Consider the following 25,126-nt stretch of genomic DNA (forward strand, 5'->3'; position numbering starts at 1 on the left):
TAGCAAGCTACTTCTCGTTTCCGCTCGACTTGCATGTGTTAGGCCTGCCGCCAGCGTTCAATCTGAGCCATGATCAAACTCTTCAATTTAAAGTTTTGATTTCCTAACTAAATAGGATTCGGCTCAATGAATACTGACTTCAAAACTTATTGTCACTCAAAAGTAACAAGCAATTTTAAAGCTATTATCTTTCTCTTCTTAAATAAATAGGAACAGAACGATAATGAATTGACTGTGCCAAATAATGCCTTTCTACAAGAGAAAGTCGTTATTTGTATTGGTCACTCAGTTCATTGATACCTAAAGTGATTCAATAGAATCATTTTTGGATTATCATCAACGAGTGCCCACACAGATTGATAGGTTTATATTGTTAAAGAGCTTTACTAACAACTTGTTAAGCCTTGTCGTTAGGGATGCGTATAATACGCTTCCATTATTTAGAGTCAAGATTTTTTTCATAATTCTTACTCTAACTTTACCAATTTGAAGTACTGCTTGCACTCCTAGTTGGTGAGGCGGCATTATATGGGCGATAATTAAGATCACAAGTGTTTTTTATCGCTTGTTGATCGTTTGGTCAAAAATAGACCAACTCACCGTTTGCTTAGGATAAAATTGCAACATTTGAATCACGTCACACCAATAGGTTGGAAAAATAGCAACCATATACGTAAGATCTGTGTGTCTATGTCAATAATGCCTAGGCATTTATTCTTAATTTACGAAGTTGTATCCCAATATGAGTTCAAATAAATCAATGTTAATGATTATCGCCTTAGTAATATTGGGTGTAATCATATTTTCACAGGTTGATATTCACCCTGCGCTCAGCTTTGTTGTTGGTGTTTTTGTTTCCATTCTTGTTATTAGGTTTTCAAACACCTCAGCTCAAGCAGAAATCAGTCATGACACAGCAACCAAAACCTTATATGTCGGAAATTTGCCTTACAAGGCCAATGAGTCACATGTTAAAGACTTATTCGCCAAACATGGCGAAGTCTTTGCTGTACGCCTTATGAAGGATAAGAGGACCGGAAAAAGGCGAGGATTCGGTTTTGTTGTAATGGCAGCAACTGATGTTGCCAAAACTATAGAAGGATTAAATGAAAAGGATTATATGCAACGCACTTTAAAAGTTCGGGTTGCTAACGATCCAAAGTCTCAAGCTGAACTGGACTAAAACCTAGTTTTTTCAGCATCTTATTCAGCGCTCCCTCTGCATATGGGGGAGCCGTTGAATAAATCTCACGACGACCTTTATCAACACATCCTACTCTTTGCCCAAGCAACTCTAGTACTCGACGAGCTATTGCCTCCCCAGAGTCAACGAGCAACACTTGATGGCCTAAAACACTTTGAATTTCGTCTTTTATAAGAGGGAAATGCGTACAGCCTAGGACCGCTACATCTATTTTACCTGTCATTGGCTTTAGGACTTGGTATAATTCAGCTTGCGATAGCTCTTGCCCACGAAGTTTTTCCTCAACCATATCAACTAATCGAGTCGAGCCTAAAAGCTCAACTGGTTTCATTTTAGAAAAGTCTCTGATTAAATCATGAGTATATTCACGAGTGACAGTTGCTGGTGTGGCAATAAGACCAACCGCTTTATTGGCAAGGTTAGACGCAGGTTTGATAGCCGGCACAACACCCACTATAGGAATGGATAACTTAGCCCGTAAAGCAGGTAAAACAATAGTGCTAGCCGTGTTGCAAGCAATAACAACCAGATCGATGCCGAGCTTTTCCACATACTGACATACCAGCGTCTCAACACGCGCAATGAGGGTATCATGCTCTAGCTCGCCATATGGGTAAGCAGCATTATCAAAAATGTAGAAGTAGTTAAGCGCTGGCAGTTTTGCTTCTATCTCTTTAAATACAGAAAGCCCGCCGACCCCAGAGTCAAAGATGAGGATTTTTGTTTGTTGCAGCACTTTGTAACCCACACTATTCGATTGGATAATCATACTCACTACGCTCAATTTGGCAATCTTTTCATTAAATCGGTGAGAATAGGTATCGTCGATTTGGCCAGCAGCAACTAAACAAAACCGCCCTTAGGCGGTTTAGAGTTAAAACTTATAGTTAAGTCCTGCAAAATAGCTACGTTCTTGAGTATTGTAGCCATATGACGTTTCGTAGTCTTCATCAAATAAGTTGGCAATCTTGCCACGAGCAATCAAATTGTCTGTAATATAGTAATGGGTTGAGATGTCAACCAGAGAGTATGCATCCAACCTAGTATTGTTAGCAGCATCATCATAACTCCCACCACGATATAGATAACTTAAGTCAAAGTTCCAATCATAATACGTGTAGCTTACATTCCATTTAGCACTGTACTTTGATCTTCGAGCTAACTCTTTACCTGTGTCCTTATCCTCGGTATCCATTACATCGATACTTGCCGAGTGAAATAAAGCACCTGTTGCAAACTTTCCAACAAGTTCGAGGCCCTTTATTTCTGCTTTTGCAATGTTTTCATTTTTATCTGTCGAACTCGAAGGCGATATCAGGTCAGAGACTTCATTCTGGTAGAAAGCAATTCTAAAATCACCAATCGATGGAGTTACATCCAAAGCAACCTCGTAGTTTAAAGACTCTTCCGGTGCTAAGTCAGGATTCGCATAATCTCCCCACTGCGATGCTGGATGGTACAAATCATTAAATGTTGGAGCTTTAAAAGCTGTACCCGCCATTACAGATAAACGGTAAATTGGAGTAAATTTATAGCCTGAACCCACTTGCCAAGTAGTGTAATCTCCATATTGCTCATTATCATCAATGCGCAGGCTCACTTCCGCTTGTATTTTATCTTTAGAATACAGCCCAGAGGTATATACACCAAGATTTGAACGACTTGTTTCCGCATACGCTGTAGTGGACTCAGACACATCGTCATTGACCCAATCCACACCACCTAGCATTAGTAACTCAGAATTAACCTGATAGCCGTTTTGCCAAGCAACAGATAGTCGATTGGTCTCATAGTTATCTGATGAGCCTACGTAAGAAGATTGATCTCTACTGGTTGCTAGTATCACTTCGCTGCTCAAAGAGTCAGTTTTATAAGCTCCAACAATTGAACTACTTAATAGCTTTTGCTCTTGTTCACCAGAATCAAACTCAATATCACCTTCTGTATAGTTCGTGTTCCATTTAAAACTTAGCTCTTCAGTCGACTTAACCCCCAGCTCTAACAACAAGTCAGTATGATCATAACCATCATTGTCGGGATCAAAGCTTGAACTGTTTTCGTTGGTAGCTGAAAATCCATCTGTTTTTTCACGATTAACAGAAACCTTAGCCCAGCCGTTTTCACCAACCTGGTTAGCAGTATTTACAGCGTATTTTTGATACTTATCGCTACCAGCTTCCACCCATAACTCAGTTTCGTCACCAGTATATGAGGTAATAATATTGATTACTCCACCAATAGCATCCGAACCGTATACAGAGGTTCGTGGACCTCGCACATACTCTATTCGCTCCACTCCGTTTAATGGCAAAGAAGCAATGGCCGTTGATCCAGCAGTAGCGCTACTGACACGAACACCGTTTATTAGTACAAGTGCATGATCAGACTCAGTCCCTCGAATATAAATGCTAGCCAGTTGACCATAGCCGCCACTACTAGACACTTGTATGCCAGGCAATCGACGTAATACTTCTTCAATCGACTTGGCTTGAGTAGACTGAATTTCATCTTTGGTCACAACAACGACTGGCGCAAGAGTTGAATTTATTGATTGCTCAAATCGATTTGCAGTAACTACCATGGTTTCATCGGTGGAAATCTCTTTGGCATATAAAAGAGAGGCATGGGGAAGCAGCGATGCTACTGTCATCGCTAACATTGTTCGGTTCATTGTTATATTTCCTAGATCGCGTAAGTCCTACCGAGCATGGAGCATAAAACTCCAATACCACTGCTCAGCCGCTGGCAGGTATTCGGACTCAAGAGCATGGCTATGCCACCTAATCACTCGACTTCCCAAATGATGCTTCATTCAGTGTCATGGGAGCTTTCGTTCTCTCTTACCGCTGCGCGTCAGTTCTGGATTCACACCAGATTCCCTTTTCAGCCATCTATACATCTATATGGCACCAGCTTGACGACGATGTTATTAATCAATCGGTAGTTTGTCCACTTTAATATCGCTAATTTGGCTTTTATATTCTGGCTATGCCTAGAATGGGGCTGGACATAGCGCTGAGATTGAATAAAATCTGCGCTCTTAAATTAAATATAACCTCAACGGGCTGTAACCTAAGGCAATAAGCATGGCGACTCTTGATGTAAATCTACAACGCTACCAAGAACAACTGACTGAAAAAACAACTCGTCTTAAACAAATGTTTACTTGTTACCAGATGCCTGAGCTTGAGGTGTTTGAGTCTGAGAGCCAGCATTATCGTATGCGCGCTGAGTTTCGTGTGTGGCACGAAGGTGATGACCTTTACTACATCATGTTCAATCAGGAAACGCGTGAAAAATATCGTGTTGATCAGTTTCCAGCCGCCAGTGGTTTGATCAATGAGGTAATGCCGCTTTTGATGGATGGGATGAAAAGCAATGATTCACTGCGTCGTAAGCTCTTCCAAGTCGATTTCCTCTCAACGCTGAGTGGTGAGATCCTTATTTCCCTTTTATATCATCGCCAATTGGATGAAAAATGGACTGAAAACGCAAAAACACTCAAACAGCGCCTAATCGATAAAGGCTATAAGCTCAATATCATTGGGCGAGCACGAAAAATGAAAATTGTCCTCGACCGTGATTATGTTATCGAAAAGCTGAATGTAAATGGCCAGACTTACCTATATCAACAAGTAGAAAACAGCTTTACTCAACCAAATGGTAAGGTGGCAGAGAAAATGTTGGAGTGGGCGATAGATTGCACCAATAACAGTCAAGGTGACTTACTTGAACTGTATTGTGGCAATGGTAATTTTTCATTGGCTCTGGCTCAAAATTTCAACCGAGTGCTCGCCACCGAACTTGCCAAACCATCGGTTGAATCAGCCCAATATAATATTGCGGCTAATAAAATTGATAACGTGCAGATATTACGCCTTTCAGCGGAGGAATTTACACAAGCCATCGAAGGGAAACGAGAATTTCGCCGCCTTAAAGATGCCGGTATCGACTTAAAAAGTTACGACTGCAACACGATTTTTGTCGATCCTCCAAGAGCTGGCATGGACATAGACACTTGTAAAATGGTGCAAGGTTATCAGCGTATTATTTATATTTCCTGTAACCCTGAAACGCTGAAAGATAATTTAGACCTCTTGTGCGATACACACAAAGTTACGCGCTTTGCACTATTTGATCAGTTCCCATACACTCACCATATGGAAGCGGGTGTCATGCTGGAACGAAAGGCTTGATTAACGACTTAAACCCAAAAAACGAGCCATGTGAGCTCGTTTTTTTACTTGTATAGTATTATTCAGTCCGGGTAGAGCGCTCCATAAAGCCCAACTTTTTACCAATCCAGAGTAATAACAGTAATGATATAACAATGGCAAAGAAATTAGACCCTGCATCAGGGTACTGGGCTTTGATAAACGCAGAGTGACCAAAAGCTCCAACAAAAAAACACGCTAACCCAACGAGTGGAATATCTTCAGAAACTGGACTGCGTAGATATTCTTGATAAAGTGCCTGGACAGAAAGCACAAGTGCAATCAACGGGAAAATAGAGAAAGGCACCTCACTCATTGTCACCCAAGACAATAGTGCATCACCACACATACCCGCAATGAGGGCTAAAACCAGTGTTTTCTTTTCAGAGCCACGATCAGATTGATTTATTTCATTCGACATTAATCTATTCCACCTTTTAAACGGTTACGTTCTCGTTCTTTGCGGTACCATAAAGCACCTTTGGCTATCATACGCAACTGAATGACAAGTCGCTCCGCTAACTCATCACGCTCATCACGTTCTAAATCTAGAGCCTCAGCACCGGAGCTAAACACCATGGTTACTGACATTTCAGCCTGAGCATAGGCTTCATCACGAGACATTCGAGTGCCAATAAGATACTCCGCCAACTCAGCAACAAAATGCTGAATTTCTCTCACCACAGCAGCACGAAACTCAAAAGACGTCCCGGATCGCTCTCGCAGTAATAAACGAAATACATTGGGGTAATTATCAATAAACTCCATAAAAGTTTCCACAGAAGTCCGTATGACACTCCCCTCTTTTACAATCCTTTGCCGAGCTTGACGCATCAACTGACGAAGCAATAAACCGCCTTCATCAACCATAGTTAAGCCTAGCTCATCCATGTCTTTAAAATGGCGATAGAAAGAGGTTGGAGCAATACCAGCTTCACGGGCAACTTCTCGTAAGCTTAAATTTGAAAAGCTTCGCTCAGCGCTAAGCTGGCTAAACGCAGCATCAATTAATGAACGACGCGTTTTTTCTTTTTGCTGTGCTCGGATTCCCATGACCATCATCTACTTATTATTGATTTATTTGCTCGTTGTAAAATATACAATGATTAGAGCAAAGGCATAAACCAAAATCGTCACCTTTAACGACCGCATGACAATTAAACCTAATCAACTCATTTTTTCAATCATTTAACACTAATTTAGCGATATAATTATTTATCGATGTCAAAAATGCCACATTATGCTCTTCGCCTCTACTCAAAGGCTTCAATACGTGTGCATTATCGAGAAATCAGTTAAAATCTCGATAAAGCAATGTTAAAATAGTATAACCAAGGAAAAGTTATGGCGGAAAGTAACCACTTTGACGTAATTGTTATTGGTAGTGGCCCTGGAGGAGAAGGGGCCGCAATGGGACTCACCAAAGCGGGGCTCAATGTCGCCATAGTCGAAAAAGAAACGAGCGTCGGTGGCGGATGTACGCATTGGGGAACAATACCCTCGAAATCCCTTCGCCACGCTGTCAGTCGAATTATTGAATTCAATAGTAACCCACTTTTTTGTCATAACAACACCAGCCTCCACTCCACATTTTCTAATATCCTAAGCCATGCTAAATCTGTAATTGATAAACAGACCCGCTTACGTCAAAGTTTTTATGACCGAAACCAATGCTCACTAATTTTTGGTACCGCACGTTTCACGGATAAGCACACTATTGCTGTTACTCAATTAGATGGCACAGAAGAGCTCTACAGCGCAGATCAGTTTGTTATCGCAACAGGCTCGCGCCCCTATCAGCCCAAAGATGTAGATTTTATGCATGATCGCATCTATGACAGTGATTCAATCCTGAGTTTAAGTCATGACCCACGCCATATTATCATTTACGGAGCAGGTGTAATCGGTTGTGAATACGCCTCTATATTCCGTGGGCTCGGAGTAAAAACTGACCTTATTAATACCCGTGACCGACTACTCTCTTTCCTTGATAATGAGGTATCCGACGCCCTGTCCTATCACTTCTGGAACAGCGGTGTGGTGATTCGAAATGACGAAACCTACGAAAAAATCGAAGGGACTGACCAAGGTGTGATTATCCACTTGGAATCAGGTAAAAAAATGCGGGCAGATTGCTTACTTTTTGCCAATGGTCGGGCGGGTAATACCGATAAACTAAATTTATCAGCAGCAGGTCTAAACGCCGATTCGAGAGGCCAATTAAATGTCGACAGCAATTACCAAACTGATGTCGCACATATATACGCTGTTGGTGATGTTATCGGTTACCCAAGCCTTGCCAGTGCAGCGTATGACCAAGGAAGATTTGTTGCACAAGCGATCGAAAAAGGCCAAGCAGATAGCCACCTTATTGAAGATATCCCTACTGGTATTTACACCATTCCAGAAATAAGTTCAGTCGGAAAAACCGAGCAAGAGCTCACCACCGCTAAGATCCCCTACGAAGTAGGACGATCTTCTTTCAAACATCTAGCACGTGCACAAATAGCAGGCAAAGATATAGGTAGCTTGAAAATTTTGTTTCATAGAGAAACCAAAGAAATTTTAGGTATTCACTGCTTTGGTGAGCGTGCGGCTGAGATTATCCACATAGGTCAAGCCATCATGGAGCAAAAAGGCGAAGCAAACACTATCGACTACTTCGTTAACACTACCTTCAACTATCCGACCATGGCTGAGGCCTATCGAGTAGCTGCACTGAATGGCCTAAATCGCTTATTCTAGACATTTGATAATAACAGCCGTAGTTATTGTTGCGGCTGTTATTATGCGACTAAAAAGCGCTCTTGGCGCCATTGGTTATAAAAAATTACGGCTAAAGAGACTCCTCGCATTGCCATGAAGCTCAGCATCGCCAACCACAGGGCATGGTTGCCCATATCTGAAAATAAATAAAAACAACCAAAAAAAGCGCACATCGCACTAAACATACTATTGCGCATCTCTCTACCTTTTGTTGCACCAATAAAGATCCCATCGAATAAAAAGCACCACATGGAAATTAGCGGCATCGCCACCAGCCAAGGAAGGTATATCATGGCGATATCAATGACCTCTGGAATATCAGTAATTAAACCAATCATTGACGGTCCTAGGGAGCCAAACAGCACGGTAAGTCCAATACAAACGAGCAAGCTCCAGAAAAAAGTACCGACTAAGTAACGACTTAGCTGCAACCTATCTTTTGCGCCTACCGCTTTACCAACTAATGCTTCCATCGCATAAGCAAAACCGTCCATTCCATAGGAAATGATCATTAGAAAGCTCATCAATACTGCATTAGCTGCTACAATATCATCACCAAAGCTAGCGCCTCGAAAAGTCATAAAGGTAAAAGCCGCTTGCAGACATAGAGATCGTAGGAAAATGTCACGATTTAACCTGACAAATCTACTCAGGCCATGAGAAGTATCTCTGAGTAATGAAGAAAATGCAGGTAGCTGTTTTTTATACCAAGTTTTCCAGACACAGCAAAGACCAAACATCATACCACTATAATCTGCAATAACCGAAGCTAGTGCTGCCCCTTCAACTTTCCAGCCCAACCCAATAACAAAAAATACATCCAAAAAAATATTAGTTAAGTTAACAACAATTACCATCCACATTGGGGAACGCGCATTTTGAGTACCCAGTAACCAACCCAATAAGACGAAATTTACTAAGGCTGCAGGTGCACTCCACACTCGAATGGAAAAATACTGCTCACCATAATATTTCACTTGTTCACTAGCATTGCTCATTGAAAACACTAAATCAGCAATAAATGGGTGAAGAACGATAAAAACCAAAGCAAAACATAGGGCCATAAAAAGGCCTTGGGTAAGAACTAAAGCAAGCTGCTTAGTATTTTTAGCTCCGTAAAACTGAGCAGTAAGTCCTGTAGTAGACATACGTAAAAAGCCCAGAAGCCAAAAAGTCACACTAATCATTGTACTGCCAAGAGCAACTCCACCTAGATACCAAGCATGTTCCAAATGGCCAATAACAGCGGCATCCACTAATCCAAGTAAGGGAACTGTGATACTGGAAAGCACCATGGGGATAGCAAGCAGTAACACTTGCTTATGTAGGTTCTTGTCAGAAAGTATGTTTACAAATCGCACGCCGTCAACTCATCAAAAATGAAGAGTAGGGATTGTAACCGGATTACCAACGGAGCTGAACGACAACAGGCACTAATCTTTGTTTGAGAGTACTAAATTTTGTCAGCCACCGTTGCCAAAATTTCCAGCGACCACAATATCTGTCTAGCGGGGAAAACATTTTTACCCAACGGGCCCAAGGAAGGTAGTTTAATGCCGAGTCTCCCGGCGACATATAGCCATGACTGTAGCTATCTGAACCCATTTTTTGCCCTAACTTAGTCGACGTCCTATCCCCAGCTAACACCACACACGCCATTGCCGAATAAAAATGGCAACCCAAAGCCTGAATAAATTTGCCGACTTGTTTTTCATTGCATTCAAGTAATGCTTGTTCACATACGATCAAAACTGGACACTGCTCTGATATAGGAAGTTGTTCAAGCCAAGATAAATCTTCAACATGACCACGAACATGCTGGTAGCGTTCGCTTTTATGAAATAACTTCTGACGCCAAATTAAGTTCTCTGTTACATCCAACTCAATCCAATGGCAGCGACCGTTATCTACACGATAAAAGCGCGTATCTAAACCCGCACCAACGTTGATAATCCAACCATCAGGGTACTGAGAAATAAAATATTTTACTCGTTCATCACAAATCTGAGTTAGGGTAGCATGAAGGAGCTGCTTTTGATCAACATCACCAGCCATACATTCAGGGGCAAGCTGACAACGCTGACAAGCAATGGCTGCTATCGGGTCATATACTAAACCATTATCAATTAAACTTTCTCGGCTACGAAGCCACAGCGGCTGCAGCAGATTAGCTGGAATTTGGTAGCGATGCGTTGTAGCTTTTTGTTTAGCGACCATGATCATCTTCCTTCCATGACTAGAATATAGATGATAATGAATATCAATCACAAACTCAACTAATTGAGAATAATTCTCAGTTAAAATCAAACAAGCAAGACTATAAATTATTCATTCATAATTGTAGGCAATTAAAAAGTGGCTACATCCAGTCAGTATTGCGAATGATACCTACTGCCAAGCCCTCAATAGCTAGGTGTTGACACGTCAAATCAATTTTAATTGGCGCAAACTCTTCATTTTCTGCATGCAATAATACCGTAGAGCCTTTACGCTCAATGCGCTTGACAGTGACGTCATCATCAACACGGGCAACAACTACCTGACCATCATGGACATCCTGCGTTTTATGGACGGCTAATAAATCACCATCCATAATCCCAATGTCTTTCATACTTTCACCATTAACACGCAACAAAAAGTCTGCTTGTGGTTTAAACATGGTTGGATCCAGTTGATAGTGTGTCTCAACATGTTCCTGAGCGAGAATAGGCTCTCCAGCTGCGACCTGCCCTATAAGAGGTAATCCCGTTTCTTCATTGGCAACTTCCAATAAAATACGAATACCCCGAGACGCTCCAGGAATAATTTCAATTGCCTGTTTACGAGCCAGAGCTTTGAGATGCTCCTCTGCTGCATTAGCAGAACGGAACCCAAGTTCTCGGGCAATTTCGGCACGCGTTGGGGGCATACCTGTGTCTGCAATCTTGCTCTTAATAAGATCAAATACTTGTTGCTGGCGTGGCGTTAATGGCTTCATAATTAACCTGTCTTTTTATACAGTTAACTGTGAGTATATCCAGTAACTGCTTAAATGAAAAGCCAATTGATGATTTTTTGATTGAGTTAACCTTTTGACTACAAAAACAATACTTCGACCCACACGTAAACTGTCAATAACATGGTTACCATCACGGCTGCAGAGCCGATATCTTTAGCCTGGCCAGATAAAGGGTGATGTTCGTGCCCAATCCGATCAACTACCGATTCGATAGCACTATTAAAAAGCTCGGCGACTAGAACTAACACAACACTTACCACCAGTAAAATGCGCTCAATTTTAGTAATATCGAGTAATAGCGCTGTTGGGATCATTACCACACTTAACGCCACCTCTTCCCGAAAAGCTGGCTCACTACTATAGGCCGCGCGTAATCCTTGGCAAGAATAACAAATAGCATTTCTAATTCGTTTAACCCCATGGAGCGTTTTTCGTGGCACAGACTTCCCCTTAACAATGGTAAGTAGATTCAATAAAATGAGTTTTACGCCTTCTAACAACATCAAGCAATAATGGCATTGGCAACAAAGAGCACCGTAAAAATTAAGCAGGTAAAATTTTAAGTGACACCGGCGAGTTTACGCTCAATTCACGGTAAAAGGTTTGACCAGTTTCTGATATCCTTACCGCCCCAAAAAGTTAGCGTTGGCAAACCTGTGCTTCAGATATTGAAGTTGATCAGTGCTTATGCGATTTATCTGTTTTTAGAGGCTAGAAACCTTATGTCTTCAAGACAATCACTATCAAGTACATTATTAAAATTGCCTTTATCGATGCTGGTCAGAGGAACAACGATTCCATCTAATCCCATTGAAGATCATGGAATTGATCTTGATAAACCCATTATTTACGCGCTGCCCTATCGTTCCAGTGTTGATTTACTCACCCTACATACTCAAATTGCCCACTTAGGGCTACCAGACCTATTCACACCAGTTGAAATTAATGGTAAATCGTTCAGAAGGTATGTGTTTATCTCTTCGCGTCAAACTGTGATGAGTAACGACCATAATGTCCCAAACGAGTCTATTTCTCTGTTTTCTGAACTCTTAGAGCAACATAAATTTGATAGTGAACTAGATGTTCAGGTTATCCCTACGTCAGTATTATGGGGGAGAAAACCTGGTAAAGAATCTCAGCGAACTCCTTATTTACAGGCATTAAACGGGCCAGAGAAAGCGCTTGCAGTAATAAAATACGGTCGTGACTGTCTTGTTCGCATCAGCCCTGTAGTATCACTTCGCTACATGGCAAATTCACACGGTACCGATGAATCAATTGCTCACAAACTTGCTCGGGTCGCCCGTATTCACTTTTCACGCCAAAAATTGGCCACATCAGGACCAAACCTACCCAATCGACAAGCACTTTTTAACCGCCTCATGCGTTCAAAAGCTATTATCAAAACAATTGAGGACACAGCCAAAGCCAAAAACATCTCACTCGAAAAAGCTCGAGCAGAAGCACAGGGAATAATGGATGAAATTGCCGCAGACTTCTCGTACTCAGTCATAAAAAGAAGCAATCGTATACTCAGTTGGCTATGGAACCGTATTTATCAGGGTCTAAATGTCAGCAATGCTTCAATCGTACGTAAACTTGCTCAGGATGGTCATGAGATTGTCTATGTACCATGTCATCGAAGCCATATGGATTACTTACTACTTTCCTACGTCTTGTACCAAGAGGGTATGGTCCCACCACATATTGCTGCAGGTATTAATTTAAATTTCTTTCCAGCGGGCCCTATATTTCGCCGTGGGGGGGCTTTCTTTATCCGTCGTAGCTTTAAGGGCAATAAACTCTACTCAACTATCTTTCGTGAATATCTAGCTGAATTATTTTCGAAAGGCTATTCGGTAGAATATTTCAGCGAAGGAGGTCGCTCTCGAACAGGTCGCCTATTACAAGCCAAAACAGGAATGTTAGCCATGACAATTCAAGCCATGCTGCGTGGTTTAAACCGTCCTGTTACCCTTGTGCCTGTATACATTGGCTACGAACATGTCATGGAGGTCAGTACTTATGCTAAGGAGCTACGGGGAAAACGTAAAGAAAAGGAAAATGCTAGTCTAGTAATACGAACCATTAGAAAGTTACGCAACTTTGGTCAAGGTTACGTCAACTTTGGAGAGCCCATTCTCTTAAATCAATACCTCAATGATAATGTTCCAGAGTGGACGCAAGATATAGATCCGATGGGCAGTAATAAACCACAGTGGATAAGTCCTGTCGTCAATGTGCTTGCAAATAAAGTGATGACACATATTAATGACGCAGCAGCAGCAAACGCTTTAACTCTGTGTGCCACAGCATTGCTTGCTTCACGTCAACGTGCCCTATCAAGAGATAGTTTGATCAAACAGGTAGATTGCTACTTAGCACTACTAAAAAATGTACCTTATTCTTCAACCTTCACCATGCCAAATAAGGGTGCGGAGGAGCTAGTCTGTCATGCTGAATCATTGGATAAATTTGTTATTGACTCTGACAGTATGGGGGATGTGATCTCTCTTGATCGTAATCAGTCCGTTCTGATGACCTATTACCGCAATAATATTATCCACTTATTTGCGATTCCATCTTTAATTGCACAGATGCTAATCCGTCATCAGAAACTGAGTTTAAAGAAAATAAAAGCTAACGTAGCCTTGATTTATCCATTTCTAAAACAGGAATTGTTTCTGAGTTTGGAAGATACTCAATTAGGGGACATCACTGAATCTTATATTGAAGAAATTGCTCGTTTGGGCTTAGTGATGGTCGATGGCAAACAAAACGTGTCGCTAAGGCAAGATAATATTCAGATGCTTATGCTACTTGGCCGCACCATTACAGAAACCCTACAACGTTACGCAATTACTCTCAATCTATTACCTGCTTACTCTGGCCTAAGCAAGGGAGATTTGGAGCAAAAGTGTCAGGAGATTGCCCAAAGATTAGGGCGTCTACATGGTATCAATGCCCCTGAATTTTTCGATAAAGGTGTATTTTCATCCATGGTTACAACTCTAAAACAGCAAGCCTATTTAGATAGCAAAGGTCACTGTGACCAAGAGAAAAGCAAAGATTTGGCTGAACTACTGTATTCAATGCTTTCTCCAGAGGTATGCTTAACAATAAAAGAGAGTATTTGCCAAGCCTCAGTAACTCAACCTCAGTAGGGACTGATCTCATTAATTATGTCAAAGAAGGCTTCCTTAACCGATTGCCTTCTTTCATTTAAAATCCTTCACCAAAATTCAATCAGTAGGCCCGCAGTAATAGCCATACCAACATAATTGTTGTTCAAAAAAGCTCGAAAGCACTCATCACGCTGGCGATTACGGATCAGGTATTGCTGAAAAACAAACAAACTCCCAGCCACCACTAAACCCAAGCAGTAACTTATCCCAAACTCATACCACCACCCCAAAGCAATCAACATCGCCATAGTAATCAATTGCAATATGCCAATCATTAACTTATCAAAGTGTCCTAATAAGACTGCCGTTGATTTAATGCCAATTTTCAGATCATCATCTCTATCAACCATTGCATATTGGGTGTCATACGCAATGGTCCAGATGGCATTGATAACAAAAACATACCAAGCCATAGCAGGCAATTCATTCGCTTGAGCTGCCCACGCCATAGGAATTGACCAGCTATAAGCCAACCCAAGAAACAACTGAGGAAAGTGGGTATAACGTTTCATAAAGGGGTAAATAAATGCGAGTAGCAAAGCAATAAAAGAAAGTTTGATCGTAAGAGGGTTCATCGTCATAACTAACAATAAAGACGACATAGACAAGGCTATAAATAACCCTACCGCCTCTTTAGGGCTGACTCTACCTGAAGGCAACGGTCTTTGATGGGTCCTCTTCACATGACCATCGACCTTACGGTCGGCAAAATCATTAATAACACACCCAGCTGAACGCATGAATAGCACACCAAGCATAAATACCAACAAAACCTTAAGATTCGGTAAACCTTGCGCTGAAAAAATAAGAGCCCAAAGCGTTGGCCACAACAAAAGCAGTGTTCCAATAGGCTTGTCCATACGCATGAGTTGCCAATAAGCACGCGCTCTTACAGACATCATTTACTCTCTCTCCTCATGGTATATTGGTGCGCTTGGTAAAAATAATTCAGCGACTAACATAGGCTTCTGGTTTATCCATAAACGGGAGCGGCGAGCTAAGAGCTCGCCATCTTTGGTCGCTACCCATCCAACCTTTAGAGCATCACGCTTAACATCACTTTTACTAAATACAGTCAGCCCAAGAGGCGTCTCTCCTTGGTGCTCTAAATTAAATGGCTGTCCCACCATCGATGATTGCGGAATTAGGGTTCGACCTAATATCCATGGGCAAGAATCTCCCTTGAGCACTACTTTTCGCAATAAACAAGGCCCTCGTCCAAGTAGCTCAACTTCTTCATTATTGAGCTTTTCAGCCCTAACAAATTTGTTGTGCAGTAAATCGACACTCAATATTTGGCAATATCGTTCCAATAAACGTGATAGTGAGCCCTGCTCTAGCAACCAGTTTTTTGAAATTTGAGTTGGAAAGCTAAAATTATCATAATCTTGCCAATTCACTTGACGAAGAGCAGATAAATAAAGCGAAGTAGATTGATTCATACTAGTATTCAATAAGTAGCTTTATCGCCAGTCACTAGAGAATATGACTTTGTTGTAAGCCATTCAGTGAATGCTCGGTACATAATTCTCAACAAGATTTCCATTGTAACAAGAGTCAGGCGATTCTAGTATCATGATTCGAAGAAAGAAAAGACAGACATATGATTAAACGTTGCTTAGTACAATTATTTTTCACATTGAGCATATTGTCCAGCCTGCCCTTGCTAGCGGAGGAAGCTGGTGAAGACAAATTAGCTTACTTTACACTTGAGCCAGACCTCACTACCAACTTTTATACCAAGGGGAAAAAGCTCGGTTATATTCAGGTTCGTATTGATATCATGGTCGCCAGTAGTACTGACTTGTCAGTTATAGAACTGCATCAACCACTTATACGTGATGCCGTGATAGAACTCCTTGGAAAGCAATCTGCAGACACCATCACATCTCTTGCAGGACGCGAAGATTTACGTAAAACCTTAGTTGAGCGCTTAAACGCGATTTTATTACCAGAAACCGGACGCACAGTGATTGCTGATTTACTGTTCACTAAGTACCTTTATCAATAGACTCAAAAACATTAGGGCGGCACTAGCCGCTTTACGCTTTCATTCGCTGGGCATCTAATAAGCCAAACAGAACACCTGAAACCAGGCCAGCCAAATGTGCGCTGTTGGCTATCGCCATAAAAGGTTGAACAAAACCTATCACTAGCCACACTAACATAAAACCCACAACAGGCCGAGGTATGCTAAGGCCAAGATGAGGCGCTTTAAGCCCTAGAATCCAGAGATAACCCACGAGCGCATAAACCACGCCTGAAAGGCCTCCAAAATTAGCCCCCTCCACCCAATATTGCCCAGCACCAGAAAGTGCAGCGGACACAAAAAATAACTGGGCCAATTTTATCGAGCCAAGTCTTTGTTCAATATCTCCTCCGAGCTGCCACCACCAGAGTAAATTAAAAGCGATGTGAACAATGGAAAAATGCAATAAAGCATGACTAATCCAACGCCATAATTGCCACTCCTGTCCTGCTAAAGCAGGGAAGTGAAGCACCGAGAAGATCATTTGTCCTGCGCCAAACTGTTGTAGGACAAAAATTACAGCGCAAAGCGCCATGACAAACAAGGTAATCGGACCTGCTTTTGCCGTGACCATTGACAGCATTGATGGTGACTGATACTGAAATCGATTGGTGCGACTTTCTACCATATCCCAAGATGCAGATTGGTAGCGGCTATCATTAGGGTTGCTCAGAAAACGTTGTAATTCTGATTCAGCTTCGACTTGATGCTGAGAGTCTACAAGCCACAAGGCAAAATAATCATTACCCTCTGGCATCATCTGAACATTAATTTGTCGAGAAGCCATGTAATCAATAAAAGCTTGTCCCATACGAGGGCTGGAAAGTGTTGTGAGTCTTATCATGCTTATATTACGATAGATTAGATTCAACAGGTAGCATTGCGCGTTGCCAAGCCTCAAATCCACCATCAACACTATATACCTGCTCATACCCTTGGTTAACCAAAAATTGGGCAGCCCCCTGACTACTTACCCCGTGGTAGCATATAACTAACACAGGCTGCTCAAACTCCACTTCATCCATGAGCTGACCCATCGTTTCATTGGTCAAGTGGTAGGCCTTCTGGGGGTGAGCAACAGAGAAAGATTGAAGATCGCGAATATCTACCAAACGTGTCTCGCTCTGCTCTAGTAATGCCTGAGCACCTAAGACATCAATATGCTGAAACTGATCCATTTTACTGCCTCTTTGAAAACACCAATATTGGAATCTATTGTAACCTATCCAGTGGTAAACAAGTACACTATGTCAATATGGTTATCCACTCTTGATCGTTTCTTTATCACTTGTGGATAAATCTGTGGATTGCGTTGATAAGGTATCTTATAAAGATTCGATCCACAATATATAGTGATGATCCTTACTTTTCTGTGTGGATCATATAAATATCCCCATTCTGAAATAGGCCATGAAGCCTTTATTTACCCGCCTTTTTTACACCAAGCGAATAAATTCATCACAGAGTTACCCACAGGAGAGTCGGCAAAATTCGATCCAATAATATAGTGTCTGAATGCTTTATTGATCTCAAAAAAACAAAAAAGCCGAGACCTTACGATCTCAGCTTATTTTAAATAATTCCCTATTCCCCGCCTAGAAATCTCCGACAGCAACCTTAAGCTTTTTCATCGCATTCTTCTCTAACTGGCGAATTCGCTCTGCAGAAACGTTATATGTTTCTGCCAGATCCTGCAGTGTTAACTTATGATCTTCTAACCAGCGAGACCGAACGATATGCTGACTGCGTTCATCAAGACTCGATAAAGCGAGACCTAATCGGTGGTTGGTATGTGCTTCCCAGTTTGCAGCTTCGACGTTATCTGCCACATCTGACGCCTTATCTTCAAGATACAGCATAGGGGCTGTATAAGAGATACCTGTGTCATCATCATCATTTTGCATTTCGAAGGCAGCATCTTGAGCAGCAAGTCGAGATTCCATTTCTCGCACTTCTGAAGGTTCAACACCAAGCTCTTTGGCTACAGTTTCTACCTCACCATTATTAAACCATCCCAAACGCTTTTTAGATTTGCGCAAATTGAAGAAAAGCTTACGTTGTGCTTTAGTCGTTGCTATTTTCACTATGCGCCAGTTACGCAAGACATATTCGTGAATTTCTGCCTTAATCCAGTGTACCGCGAATGATACAAGACGAACACCAACCTCAGGATTAAAACGTTTAACCGCTTTCATCAGGCCAATATTTCCTTCCTGAACTAAGTCTGCCATTGGTAGGCCATAACCAGAGTAACCTCGAGCTACATGCACAACAAAGCGTAAATGAGAAAGAATCAGGCCTTTAGCCGCTTCAATTTCACCGTCGTAGTGTAGTCGCTCTGCTAGTTCACGTTCCTCTTCAGCCGTCAGCATAGGATAACTGTTCACTGTCCGGATATAACTATCTAAACTATCTTGTGTAACTACAGCCATTGGATACGTTTGGTTAGTCATTCATTTCCTCATTAACACAGGATCTGGGAATTGGTTTAAATCCACTATTTTAAAATCTAATATGCGTAAAATTAAAACATATCAGATCTATTATGCATAAACCTTTCATTGATACAAGTAAAAGGGGCATTATGCCTTCTTCATTTTCATGAGACAGCGAGGTTTTAGACAGGTTCAATTTCTTTGAGATGACGCAGAGCAGACACCTTTGCAGCCAAGCAGCCAAGAAAGGTACCCATCATTAATAGCAATAGGCTTTCGTCCCAGCTCAAACTAACTAGCCTAAACTGACTGTCATACAAAAAGGCTAATTTCTCAACACTACTGTTGAGAACAACGGTAATAATCATAGTTAAAGTCCAAGCAGTCAATGCGCCTAAACAGCCAAACCACATACCAGAATATAAATATGGCCTTAAAATAAAACTGTTTGTTGCCCCTATCAACTTCATGGTCTGTATTTCATCTTTATTAGCTAGCACGTTGAAACGAAGAGTATTTCCAACAATTAAAAACACCGAGCCCAACATAAGCACTGATAAAGTAATGACAATCCCACAAACAAGGTTCTTTATCGCGTCAAGTCGAGTTAACCAGTCTTCGTCTAAGCGAACATCTGTTACTTCTTCTTCTTGCGCAATTTCAGCGGCCAGCTGCTTTATCTCAGAGTTTTCTTTAACACTGGGCGTCACTATTAATACACCCGGTAAAGCATAATCATCTAATAACGAGATAGCCTGCTCAAAACCAGAATACTGGCTCAAATCCTCAAGGCCTTGCTGAGGAGATATATAATCCACAGTGAGGACTTGATCCATACTTTCCAGTTTATCTTTCAGTACCATAATTCGAGATTCAGGAGTCTGTTCACGTAGGTATCCACTGATTTTAGATGGACTGGTCACATTAACAGAAGCTGCGGATAAATTCTTACCCAACACATACAGTGCCGTAGGCATGGCTAGTGCCATGGAAATTACCGCCAGCGTGAGTACATTACCCAACGGACGAGACCACATCAGAGAAAATGATGCTCTAGCCTGCTTAATATGTACTGCAAAAAAGCTATCACGTTTAATATGGCTTTGAGCACGAACTTTTACGGCTTTCCTATTGCGTACGTTAGGCATAATCTTCTACCTCACTAAGAAAACCCTGATTCAGCTCAAGATGGCGATATTGTGGGCGAGTATTCACTAATCCAGTATCATGCGTAGCGAGTAATATAGTCACACCAGCACGATTAAACTCTTCAAATAACTTTACAACACGGTTGGATAAATCAGGGTCCAAATTGCCCGTTGGTTCATCAGCCAAAAGTAAAGTTGGGCGATTGACCACAGCTCTTGCAATACCAACTCGCTGCTGTTCACCGCCAGATAACTGACTTGGTAAACACTTTGCTTTATCAAGTAAGCCTGTTTTGTCTAGAGCGGCTGATACCCGACGTTTAATATCCGTTTCGGAAATAGACTCTATACGCATCGGAAGTGCTACATTATCAAATACAGGGCGATCCATTAGCAGCCGATGATCTTGGAAAACAATGCCAATATTACGGCGTAGAAAAGGAATATCTTTGCTAGGAATACGAGTAATCTCGTGATCATTAAAACTGATTTTTCCATCGGTTGGACGTTCAATAGCACAGATCAGTTTAAGTAAGGTACTTTTACCAGCACCAGAATGACCACCGAGAAACGCCATTTCCCCACGACGCAAGTGGAAATCAACTTTCTGCAAGGCTTGTCTACCGCCGCGATATGCTTTACTTACTTGCTTAAACTTTATCACTCGTCATCCCTCTTACTAAACCTAATCTTCGCGGCTAAATAATGCTTCTATGAACTCCTGAGTCTCGAATGGGCGTAAATCATCAATATTTTCTCCCACACCAATATATCGAATCGGAATTTGAAATTGATCCGCAAGAGCGAAGATAACACCTCCCTTTGCTGTACCATCTAACTTAGTTAAGGCAATACCTGTCAAGGGCGCCACATCGCTAAACAGCTTTGCTTGGCTGATCGCATTCTGGCCTGTACCAGCGTCTAATGTCAGCATAATTTCATGAGGTGCAGATTCATCCACTTTCTTCATAACACGAACAATTTTTCGTAATTCTTCCATTAAGTTAGCTTTATTCTGCAATCGTCCTGCGGTATCAGCAATTACCACATCAAACCCTTTTGCTTTAGCAGACTCAATAGCATCATAAATCACCGAAGCACTATCGGCACCTGTATGCTGAGCGACGACAGGGACTTGGTTACGATCGCCCCATACCTGAAGTTGTTCGACAGCCGCGGCACGAAACGTATCTCCTGCAGCAAGCATCACTTTCTTACCTTGAGACTGAAATTGCTTCGCCAGCTTGCCAATTGTTGTCGTTTTGCCTACCCCATTGACGCCTACCATCAAAATCACATACGGTGTTTTTTCAGTATCAATCTCAAGTGGCTTTTCAACACTTGATAAAATTCCAGCCATCTCATCTTTAAGCAGGCTATACAATGCTTCACCATCTTTAAGCTCTTGACGAGAAGCCTTTTCAGTTAGATTTGCAATGATTTTTAGTGTGGTATCCATACCCACATCAGCAATCAGTAACTGCTCCTCTAATTCCTCAAATAGCTCATCATCGATCTGCTTTCCTTTAAATAAACCAAAAAAACCAGCTCCTATGTTTGCTTTAGTACGAGCCAAACTACGTTTTAAGCGAGCAAAAAAACTTTCTGTAGGCTTTTGTTGCTCAATCACTTTATTCTCTTGTAGTGACTCAAACTCTTCTGCTGATGGAGTCTGGGTATCTTGCACAGATTCTTCAATAACCTTTACTTCTTCAACGGCTTCAGCAACATCCTGTGACTTGGGTTGATGGAGCGACTGGTTATCTTGCTCTTCCTCACCAAAACCAAGCCAAGAAAGTAATCCGCGTTTCTTTTTTTCCGTCATCTGGGGATATCCTAGATTGTCTTAATTTACTCTGACACTTTTCATCGGGTATTGTCCCGATTACGAAAAGAAAAATGACAACAAAGTGAAAAGTTTTCAGCACCATGGTGATGGTATACACTTTGTCATCAACAAATTTGGGTTTTACTCAGCTCGAACTCACTGAGCGACTGGGTATAGTATCACTTTATTAGCGGTCAAAAAATCTATGGTACAACGTCGCCAGCAAAACACATCACAAAAAAAGTCTTCATCCGGCTTTGTTCGGATCATTAGTGGATTATGGAGAGGGCGCAAATTGCCCGTTCATAATGCCGAAGGGCTGCGCCCTACCACTGACCGAGTAAAAGAAACTCTGTTCAACTGGATAGCCCAGGATATCCCCCAGGCAAAATGCCTAGATTTATATGCAGGCTCAGGCGCCTTAGGCTTTGAGGCGGCATCACGACAGGCAAAAGAAGTCACCATGATCGAGCTAAACCAAAGCACTTTCGAACAATTAAATAAGAACATCTCATCGCTAAATGCAACCAACCTTAAAGCCGTACAAAGTGATACTATTCAGTACCTACAACAGCCAGGCATACCACATCATATCGTATTTATTGACCCTCCATTTCATAAAAATCTACTTAAACAGACAGTCTGTCTTCTAGAAGATAATGGTTGGCTGGCAAGTGATGCCGTGATTTACATTGAAACAGAAAAAGAGCTTATATTAGAAGGAATTCCAAACAATTGGCATTTACACCGCGAGAAATATGCGGGGCAAGTAAGCTATCGACTATATACAAGAATACAAGACGAAAAGAGAATGCTATGAAAGTACTACTACTATTGGCCAAAGCCGCGATTGGCTTTGTATGGTTTATCCTGCTGCTAAACTTTTTTATGCCATTTCCAGGTAAAGCAGCAATTGCCCTGTATATTTTAACTGCCTTTTTGTTCATGATGCATGGCTTACAATCAGCTATCTTCATAGGCGCATTTGGTGACAAGATTGAAATGACTCGCTGGGAAAAATGGTCAATTTTGATATTTGGAATATTCGCTCTGCTAGATATTCGTCGCAAGCACATGATGTAGATAAAATTAAAACCGCCGCTTATATAGAGCGGCGGATTAAATATTAACCGAGGTAACTTTTCACTCCGTTGAGAAACATCTGTGTAGAAATCATCACCAACATTAGTCCCATCAGGCGCTCTATCGCTTTAAGCCCGCGCTCTCCCAAAATACGGTGGAAAAAACCGTAAAACATAAGAATTAAAAATGTTGCCCCCCAAGCTAGCATCACAGCGGCTGACAACTCTATTAATTTATTAGGGTGCTGTGTTGACAAAAGTAGCAAAGCCGCAATGACAGAAGGCCCTGCAATCATAGGAATAGCCATGGGTACAATGAACGGCTCCTCACCAGCAGCTAACCCTGTAATACTCCCTGCACTTGGAAAAATCATTTTAATCGCAATGATAAATAAAATGATTCCTCCAGAGATACTTAAAGTCTCAGGCTGAACATGAAGGAAACTCAAAATAGCTTTACCTGCAAACAGGAACAGCATCAGTATAATTAGCGCAAAAAGCAGCTCTCGCATCAAAACTTTGCGCCTACGCTTCGGGTCTAGGTGCTTTAGTATGGATAACACAATAGGAAGATTGCCAAGCGGATCCATAATGAGGAACAACATGGTCGCAGCAGAAAGAATTTCCATTAATTAGTCTCCAAAGACAAAGTAGTGAAAGCGCACTTATTTAGCCTGAGCACTATATTTATTGCAAGAAAATCACCATAGAATATTGATATTTTCAATACTCTTATTCCATTGCGATTTATCGCCCTGACAATATAAACAAATCACCCAAAAGCCTGTTAAGACCTGAATAGCCGTTAAAAATTAAATCATTGATTAATATTAAATAAAGGAAGCAATTATTAATGAATGGGCCAGAAAGTAACTACCAGAGATAAGATAACGGCCATATAGAAAAGAGTGCTTATAATCGTGTATCACCAGTAGAGCTGCAGAAAATGTCAATGTCAATGTACCTATAAAACCCATAATACTAGCAATTGTTCCTGCCATTAACCATGCTTCTCCTGCTGCCCAATTAAATTGAAACAAAACCATCCCCATTATCACAACAGGAAAAATTACACGATCAATTTTTGGTAGCATGAGAAAAAACACTACGATACCAAAAGCTAACAACATAGCGGGTAGCCACCACACCATTCCACCTGAAAGCATCATCCAATAAGCAGCGCTGTAACAGAGCTGCGCTAAGATGAACGCAGAAAAGCAAAGTTCTTTTTTTTGTTTATAGATGTAGAGAACGTCTGCAAAGATAGAAACCCCGATGCCAAGCGTTACCCACCATACAGACACGTTATCCATACTGCTCTGAGTCCAGAGTATCAGCACTAACATAAGAAGAGCTAATGTTTTAAATACTGCCGCTAGCCTGTACTGACCACCTTCATTAGCACTAATGCCAATAAACCCTGATAACGCAACTGAAAGCCAGCTCCACATGCTTCCCCCTATTCTAAACTGAGACGCCAGTGTAGGCAGGCGCGCAAAGATGTCCAGAAATGAAAAGCAAAATTTCGATCTTGATTAAACTTAACATACACCACTTACGATGTATCACTTTGGCTAAGAGAGTAGATAACTTATTTTTTTAGTCGTTCCACACTATTATCCAACGAAACAAGCACAGTACACAAAAACTTTCTAAAACCCTTAGCACAAAAAACAAAAAAACTTAAAAATCAAAAGCTTAAATAAAACTTTCGCTGTGTTTTTTTTAACCAGAAAATCATTGTTCCGTATTTAAAAATACCTTAAAAATAGAATAATGAACTATAGTGAAAAAAATCATAAAAAACCCAATGCAATCATATCATTTACTCATCTCTGACATTTAATTAAACATATCACATAAAAACCAAAAGAAATCTAGAAAAAACAAACAAAGAACAACAAAAAAATAAAATAAAAACAACAACTTAAACCAAAAAACAATCAGGAAGAACAAGATGTAAACAACTCAAAAACAACAGTCTAAACAACTAAAATTGGCCTTTATTTGTTACTTTGGGCTATAAAAACATTAGTTTTTGAGCGTTATTAAAATAAATACTTGATCAAAGTGCAAAAACACTGCTATTCTTAAATACATAGATTAAAACATCAATTTACAGGAGCAGGGTTATGATTACTTCCTCACAAAAACAAGGACTTGTAATGATCGCAGTTGTTGTTGGCCTAATGACACTGCCGATGATGTACTAAGACATATCATAAAACAAAAAAAGG

At 41.1% G+C, this 25,126-nt stretch carries 25 protein-coding genes, 1 rRNA gene and 1 riboswitch; of the genes, 7 read left to right on the forward strand and 19 right to left on the reverse strand.

The features are described from left to right. A 16S ribosomal RNA gene (locus tag KO511_RS12540) occupies positions 1-89 on the reverse strand; the annotation flags it as partial. Between the two features lie 653 nt (positions 90-742). Here KO511_RS12540 and KO511_RS12545 point away from each other — a divergent pair. Beyond that, complete coding sequence (locus KO511_RS12545) at positions 743-1,183, forward strand: RNA recognition motif domain-containing protein (RefSeq protein ID WP_215987765.1); 441 nt, start codon at positions 743-745, stop codon at positions 1,181-1,183. On the opposite strand, the gene murI is transcribed toward KO511_RS12545, so the two are convergent. Then, positions 1,149-1,973 (reverse strand): glutamate racemase, encoded by an 825-nt coding sequence (gene murI / locus KO511_RS12550; protein WP_215987766.1) that lies wholly within the window; start codon positions 1,971-1,973, stop codon positions 1,149-1,151. The two genes, KO511_RS12545 and murI, sit on opposite strands and share 35 nt — an antisense overlap. A gap of 105 nt (positions 1,974-2,078) precedes the next feature. Beyond that, on the reverse strand, positions 2,079-3,875 hold the full coding sequence (locus KO511_RS12555; protein ID WP_215987767.1) for a TonB-dependent receptor domain-containing protein: 1,797 nt from the start codon (positions 3,873-3,875) through the stop codon (positions 2,079-2,081). 56 nt (positions 3,876-3,931) lie between these two features. Next, positions 3,932-4,133: riboswitch (cobalamin riboswitch) on the reverse strand. A 157-nt stretch (positions 4,134-4,290) separates the two neighbouring features. Between KO511_RS12555 and trmA the strand changes: the two genes are divergently transcribed. After that, the gene (gene trmA, locus KO511_RS12560; protein WP_215987768.1) at positions 4,291-5,400 is read left to right on the forward strand and encodes a tRNA (uridine(54)-C5)-methyltransferase TrmA; all 1,110 of its coding nucleotides are present in this window, start codon (positions 4,291-4,293) and stop codon (positions 5,398-5,400) included. Between the two features lie 58 nt (positions 5,401-5,458). Here trmA and KO511_RS12565 read toward each other — a convergent pair whose 3' ends face one another. Beyond that, the gene (locus tag KO511_RS12565; protein ID WP_215987769.1) at positions 5,459-5,839 is read right to left on the reverse strand and encodes a YijD family membrane protein; all 381 of its coding nucleotides are present in this window, start codon (positions 5,837-5,839) and stop codon (positions 5,459-5,461) included. Beyond that, on the reverse strand, positions 5,839-6,480 hold the full coding sequence (gene fabR / locus KO511_RS12570; protein ID WP_215987770.1) for an HTH-type transcriptional repressor FabR: 642 nt from the start codon (positions 6,478-6,480) through the stop codon (positions 5,839-5,841). The genes KO511_RS12565 and fabR overlap by 1 nt, the downstream gene beginning before the upstream one ends. A gap of 282 nt (positions 6,481-6,762) precedes the next feature. Here fabR and sthA point away from each other — a divergent pair, with 282 nt between their 5' ends. After that, the gene (sthA, locus tag KO511_RS12575) at positions 6,763-8,163 is read left to right on the forward strand and encodes a Si-specific NAD(P)(+) transhydrogenase (protein ID WP_215987771.1); all 1,401 of its coding nucleotides are present in this window, start codon (positions 6,763-6,765) and stop codon (positions 8,161-8,163) included. A gap of 41 nt (positions 8,164-8,204) precedes the next feature. Here sthA and dinF read toward each other — a convergent pair whose 3' ends face one another. The 4 genes from dinF to KO511_RS12595 form a co-directional block, all read right to left on the reverse strand. Beyond that, positions 8,205-9,545 carry an MATE family efflux transporter DinF gene (gene dinF / locus KO511_RS12580; RefSeq protein ID WP_215987772.1) on the reverse strand — a complete coding sequence of 447 codons (1,341 nt, stop codon included), beginning with the start codon at positions 9,543-9,545 and terminating at the stop codon, positions 8,205-8,207. Between the two features lie 43 nt (positions 9,546-9,588). After that, on the reverse strand, positions 9,589-10,401 hold the full coding sequence (locus tag KO511_RS12585) for a class I SAM-dependent methyltransferase (RefSeq protein WP_436840225.1): 813 nt from the start codon (positions 10,399-10,401) through the stop codon (positions 9,589-9,591). Positions 10,402-10,543: 142 nt separating this feature from the next. Then, entirely contained in the window at positions 10,544-11,161 is a 618-nt protein-coding gene (gene lexA / locus KO511_RS12590) for a transcriptional repressor LexA (RefSeq protein ID WP_215987774.1), read from the reverse strand. 98 nt (positions 11,162-11,259) lie between these two features. Then, on the reverse strand, positions 11,260-11,622 hold the full coding sequence (locus KO511_RS12595) for a diacylglycerol kinase (RefSeq protein WP_354668163.1): 363 nt from the start codon (positions 11,620-11,622) through the stop codon (positions 11,260-11,262). A gap of 282 nt (positions 11,623-11,904) precedes the next feature. On the opposite strand from KO511_RS12595, the gene plsB reads away from it, so the two are divergent. Further along, positions 11,905-14,346, forward strand: a complete 2,442-nt coding sequence (plsB, locus tag KO511_RS12600) for a glycerol-3-phosphate 1-O-acyltransferase PlsB (RefSeq protein ID WP_215987775.1) — start codon at positions 11,905-11,907, stop codon at positions 14,344-14,346. A gap of 68 nt (positions 14,347-14,414) precedes the next feature. Here the strand turns inward: plsB and ubiA are convergent, their stop codons facing one another. Beyond that, positions 14,415-15,269 carry a 4-hydroxybenzoate octaprenyltransferase gene (ubiA, locus tag KO511_RS12605; RefSeq protein ID WP_215987776.1) on the reverse strand — a complete coding sequence of 285 codons (855 nt, stop codon included), beginning with the start codon at positions 15,267-15,269 and terminating at the stop codon, positions 14,415-14,417. Next, positions 15,270-15,809, reverse strand: coding sequence for a chorismate lyase (locus KO511_RS12610; protein ID WP_215987777.1), 540 nt, complete (start codon positions 15,807-15,809; stop codon positions 15,270-15,272). A 161-nt stretch (positions 15,810-15,970) separates the two neighbouring features. Here KO511_RS12610 and KO511_RS12615 point away from each other — a divergent pair, with 161 nt between their 5' ends. After that, positions 15,971-16,378, forward strand: a complete 408-nt coding sequence (locus KO511_RS12615; RefSeq protein ID WP_215987778.1) for a flagellar basal body-associated protein FliL — start codon at positions 15,971-15,973, stop codon at positions 16,376-16,378. Between the two features lie 31 nt (positions 16,379-16,409). Here KO511_RS12615 and glpG read toward each other — a convergent pair whose 3' ends face one another. The 6 genes from glpG to ftsY all read right to left on the reverse strand — a co-directional run bounded on the left by glpG (position 16,410) and on the right by ftsY (position 21,804). Further along, on the reverse strand, positions 16,410-17,240 hold the full coding sequence (gene glpG / locus KO511_RS12620) for a rhomboid family intramembrane serine protease GlpG (protein WP_215987779.1): 831 nt from the start codon (positions 17,238-17,240) through the stop codon (positions 16,410-16,412). Between the two features lie 7 nt (positions 17,241-17,247). After that, the gene (gene glpE / locus KO511_RS12625) at positions 17,248-17,574 is read right to left on the reverse strand and encodes a thiosulfate sulfurtransferase GlpE (protein ID WP_215987780.1); all 327 of its coding nucleotides are present in this window, start codon (positions 17,572-17,574) and stop codon (positions 17,248-17,250) included. A 417-nt stretch (positions 17,575-17,991) separates the two neighbouring features. Beyond that, complete coding sequence (gene rpoH, locus KO511_RS12630; protein ID WP_215987781.1) at positions 17,992-18,849, reverse strand: RNA polymerase sigma factor RpoH; 858 nt, start codon at positions 18,847-18,849, stop codon at positions 17,992-17,994. Positions 18,850-19,013: 164 nt separating this feature from the next. After that, the gene (gene ftsX, locus KO511_RS12635; protein ID WP_215987782.1) at positions 19,014-19,979 is read right to left on the reverse strand and encodes a permease-like cell division protein FtsX; all 966 of its coding nucleotides are present in this window, start codon (positions 19,977-19,979) and stop codon (positions 19,014-19,016) included. Further along, the gene (ftsE, locus tag KO511_RS12640; RefSeq protein WP_215987783.1) at positions 19,972-20,643 is read right to left on the reverse strand and encodes a cell division ATP-binding protein FtsE; all 672 of its coding nucleotides are present in this window, start codon (positions 20,641-20,643) and stop codon (positions 19,972-19,974) included. Before ftsE ends, ftsX begins: the two co-directional genes overlap by 8 nt. 21 nt (positions 20,644-20,664) lie before the next feature. Beyond that, the gene (ftsY, locus tag KO511_RS12645) at positions 20,665-21,804 is read right to left on the reverse strand and encodes a signal recognition particle-docking protein FtsY (RefSeq protein ID WP_215987784.1); all 1,140 of its coding nucleotides are present in this window, start codon (positions 21,802-21,804) and stop codon (positions 20,665-20,667) included. A gap of 208 nt (positions 21,805-22,012) precedes the next feature. On the opposite strand from ftsY, the gene rsmD reads away from it, so the two are divergent. Both rsmD and KO511_RS12655 read left to right on the forward strand, forming a co-directional pair. Next, a complete protein-coding gene (rsmD, locus tag KO511_RS12650; RefSeq protein ID WP_215987785.1) occupies positions 22,013-22,627 on the forward strand; it encodes a 16S rRNA (guanine(966)-N(2))-methyltransferase RsmD in 615 nt (204 codons plus the stop codon). Further along, positions 22,624-22,890 (forward strand): DUF1145 domain-containing protein, encoded by a 267-nt coding sequence (locus KO511_RS12655; protein ID WP_125321489.1) that lies wholly within the window; start codon positions 22,624-22,626, stop codon positions 22,888-22,890. Before rsmD ends, KO511_RS12655 begins: the two co-directional genes overlap by 4 nt. Before the next feature lie 43 nt (positions 22,891-22,933). Here KO511_RS12655 and KO511_RS12660 read toward each other — a convergent pair whose 3' ends face one another. Further along, entirely contained in the window at positions 22,934-23,518 is a 585-nt protein-coding gene (locus KO511_RS12660) for a YhgN family NAAT transporter (RefSeq protein ID WP_215987786.1), read from the reverse strand. Between the two features lie 201 nt (positions 23,519-23,719). Further along, on the reverse strand, positions 23,720-24,340 hold the full coding sequence (locus KO511_RS12665) for a lysoplasmalogenase (protein WP_215987787.1): 621 nt from the start codon (positions 24,338-24,340) through the stop codon (positions 23,720-23,722). Positions 24,341-25,126 lie beyond the last annotated feature (786 nt).

Source organism: Vibrio hepatarius, assembly GCF_018860525.1.
GTDB lineage: Bacteria > Pseudomonadota > Gammaproteobacteria > Enterobacterales > Vibrionaceae > Vibrio > Vibrio hepatarius_B.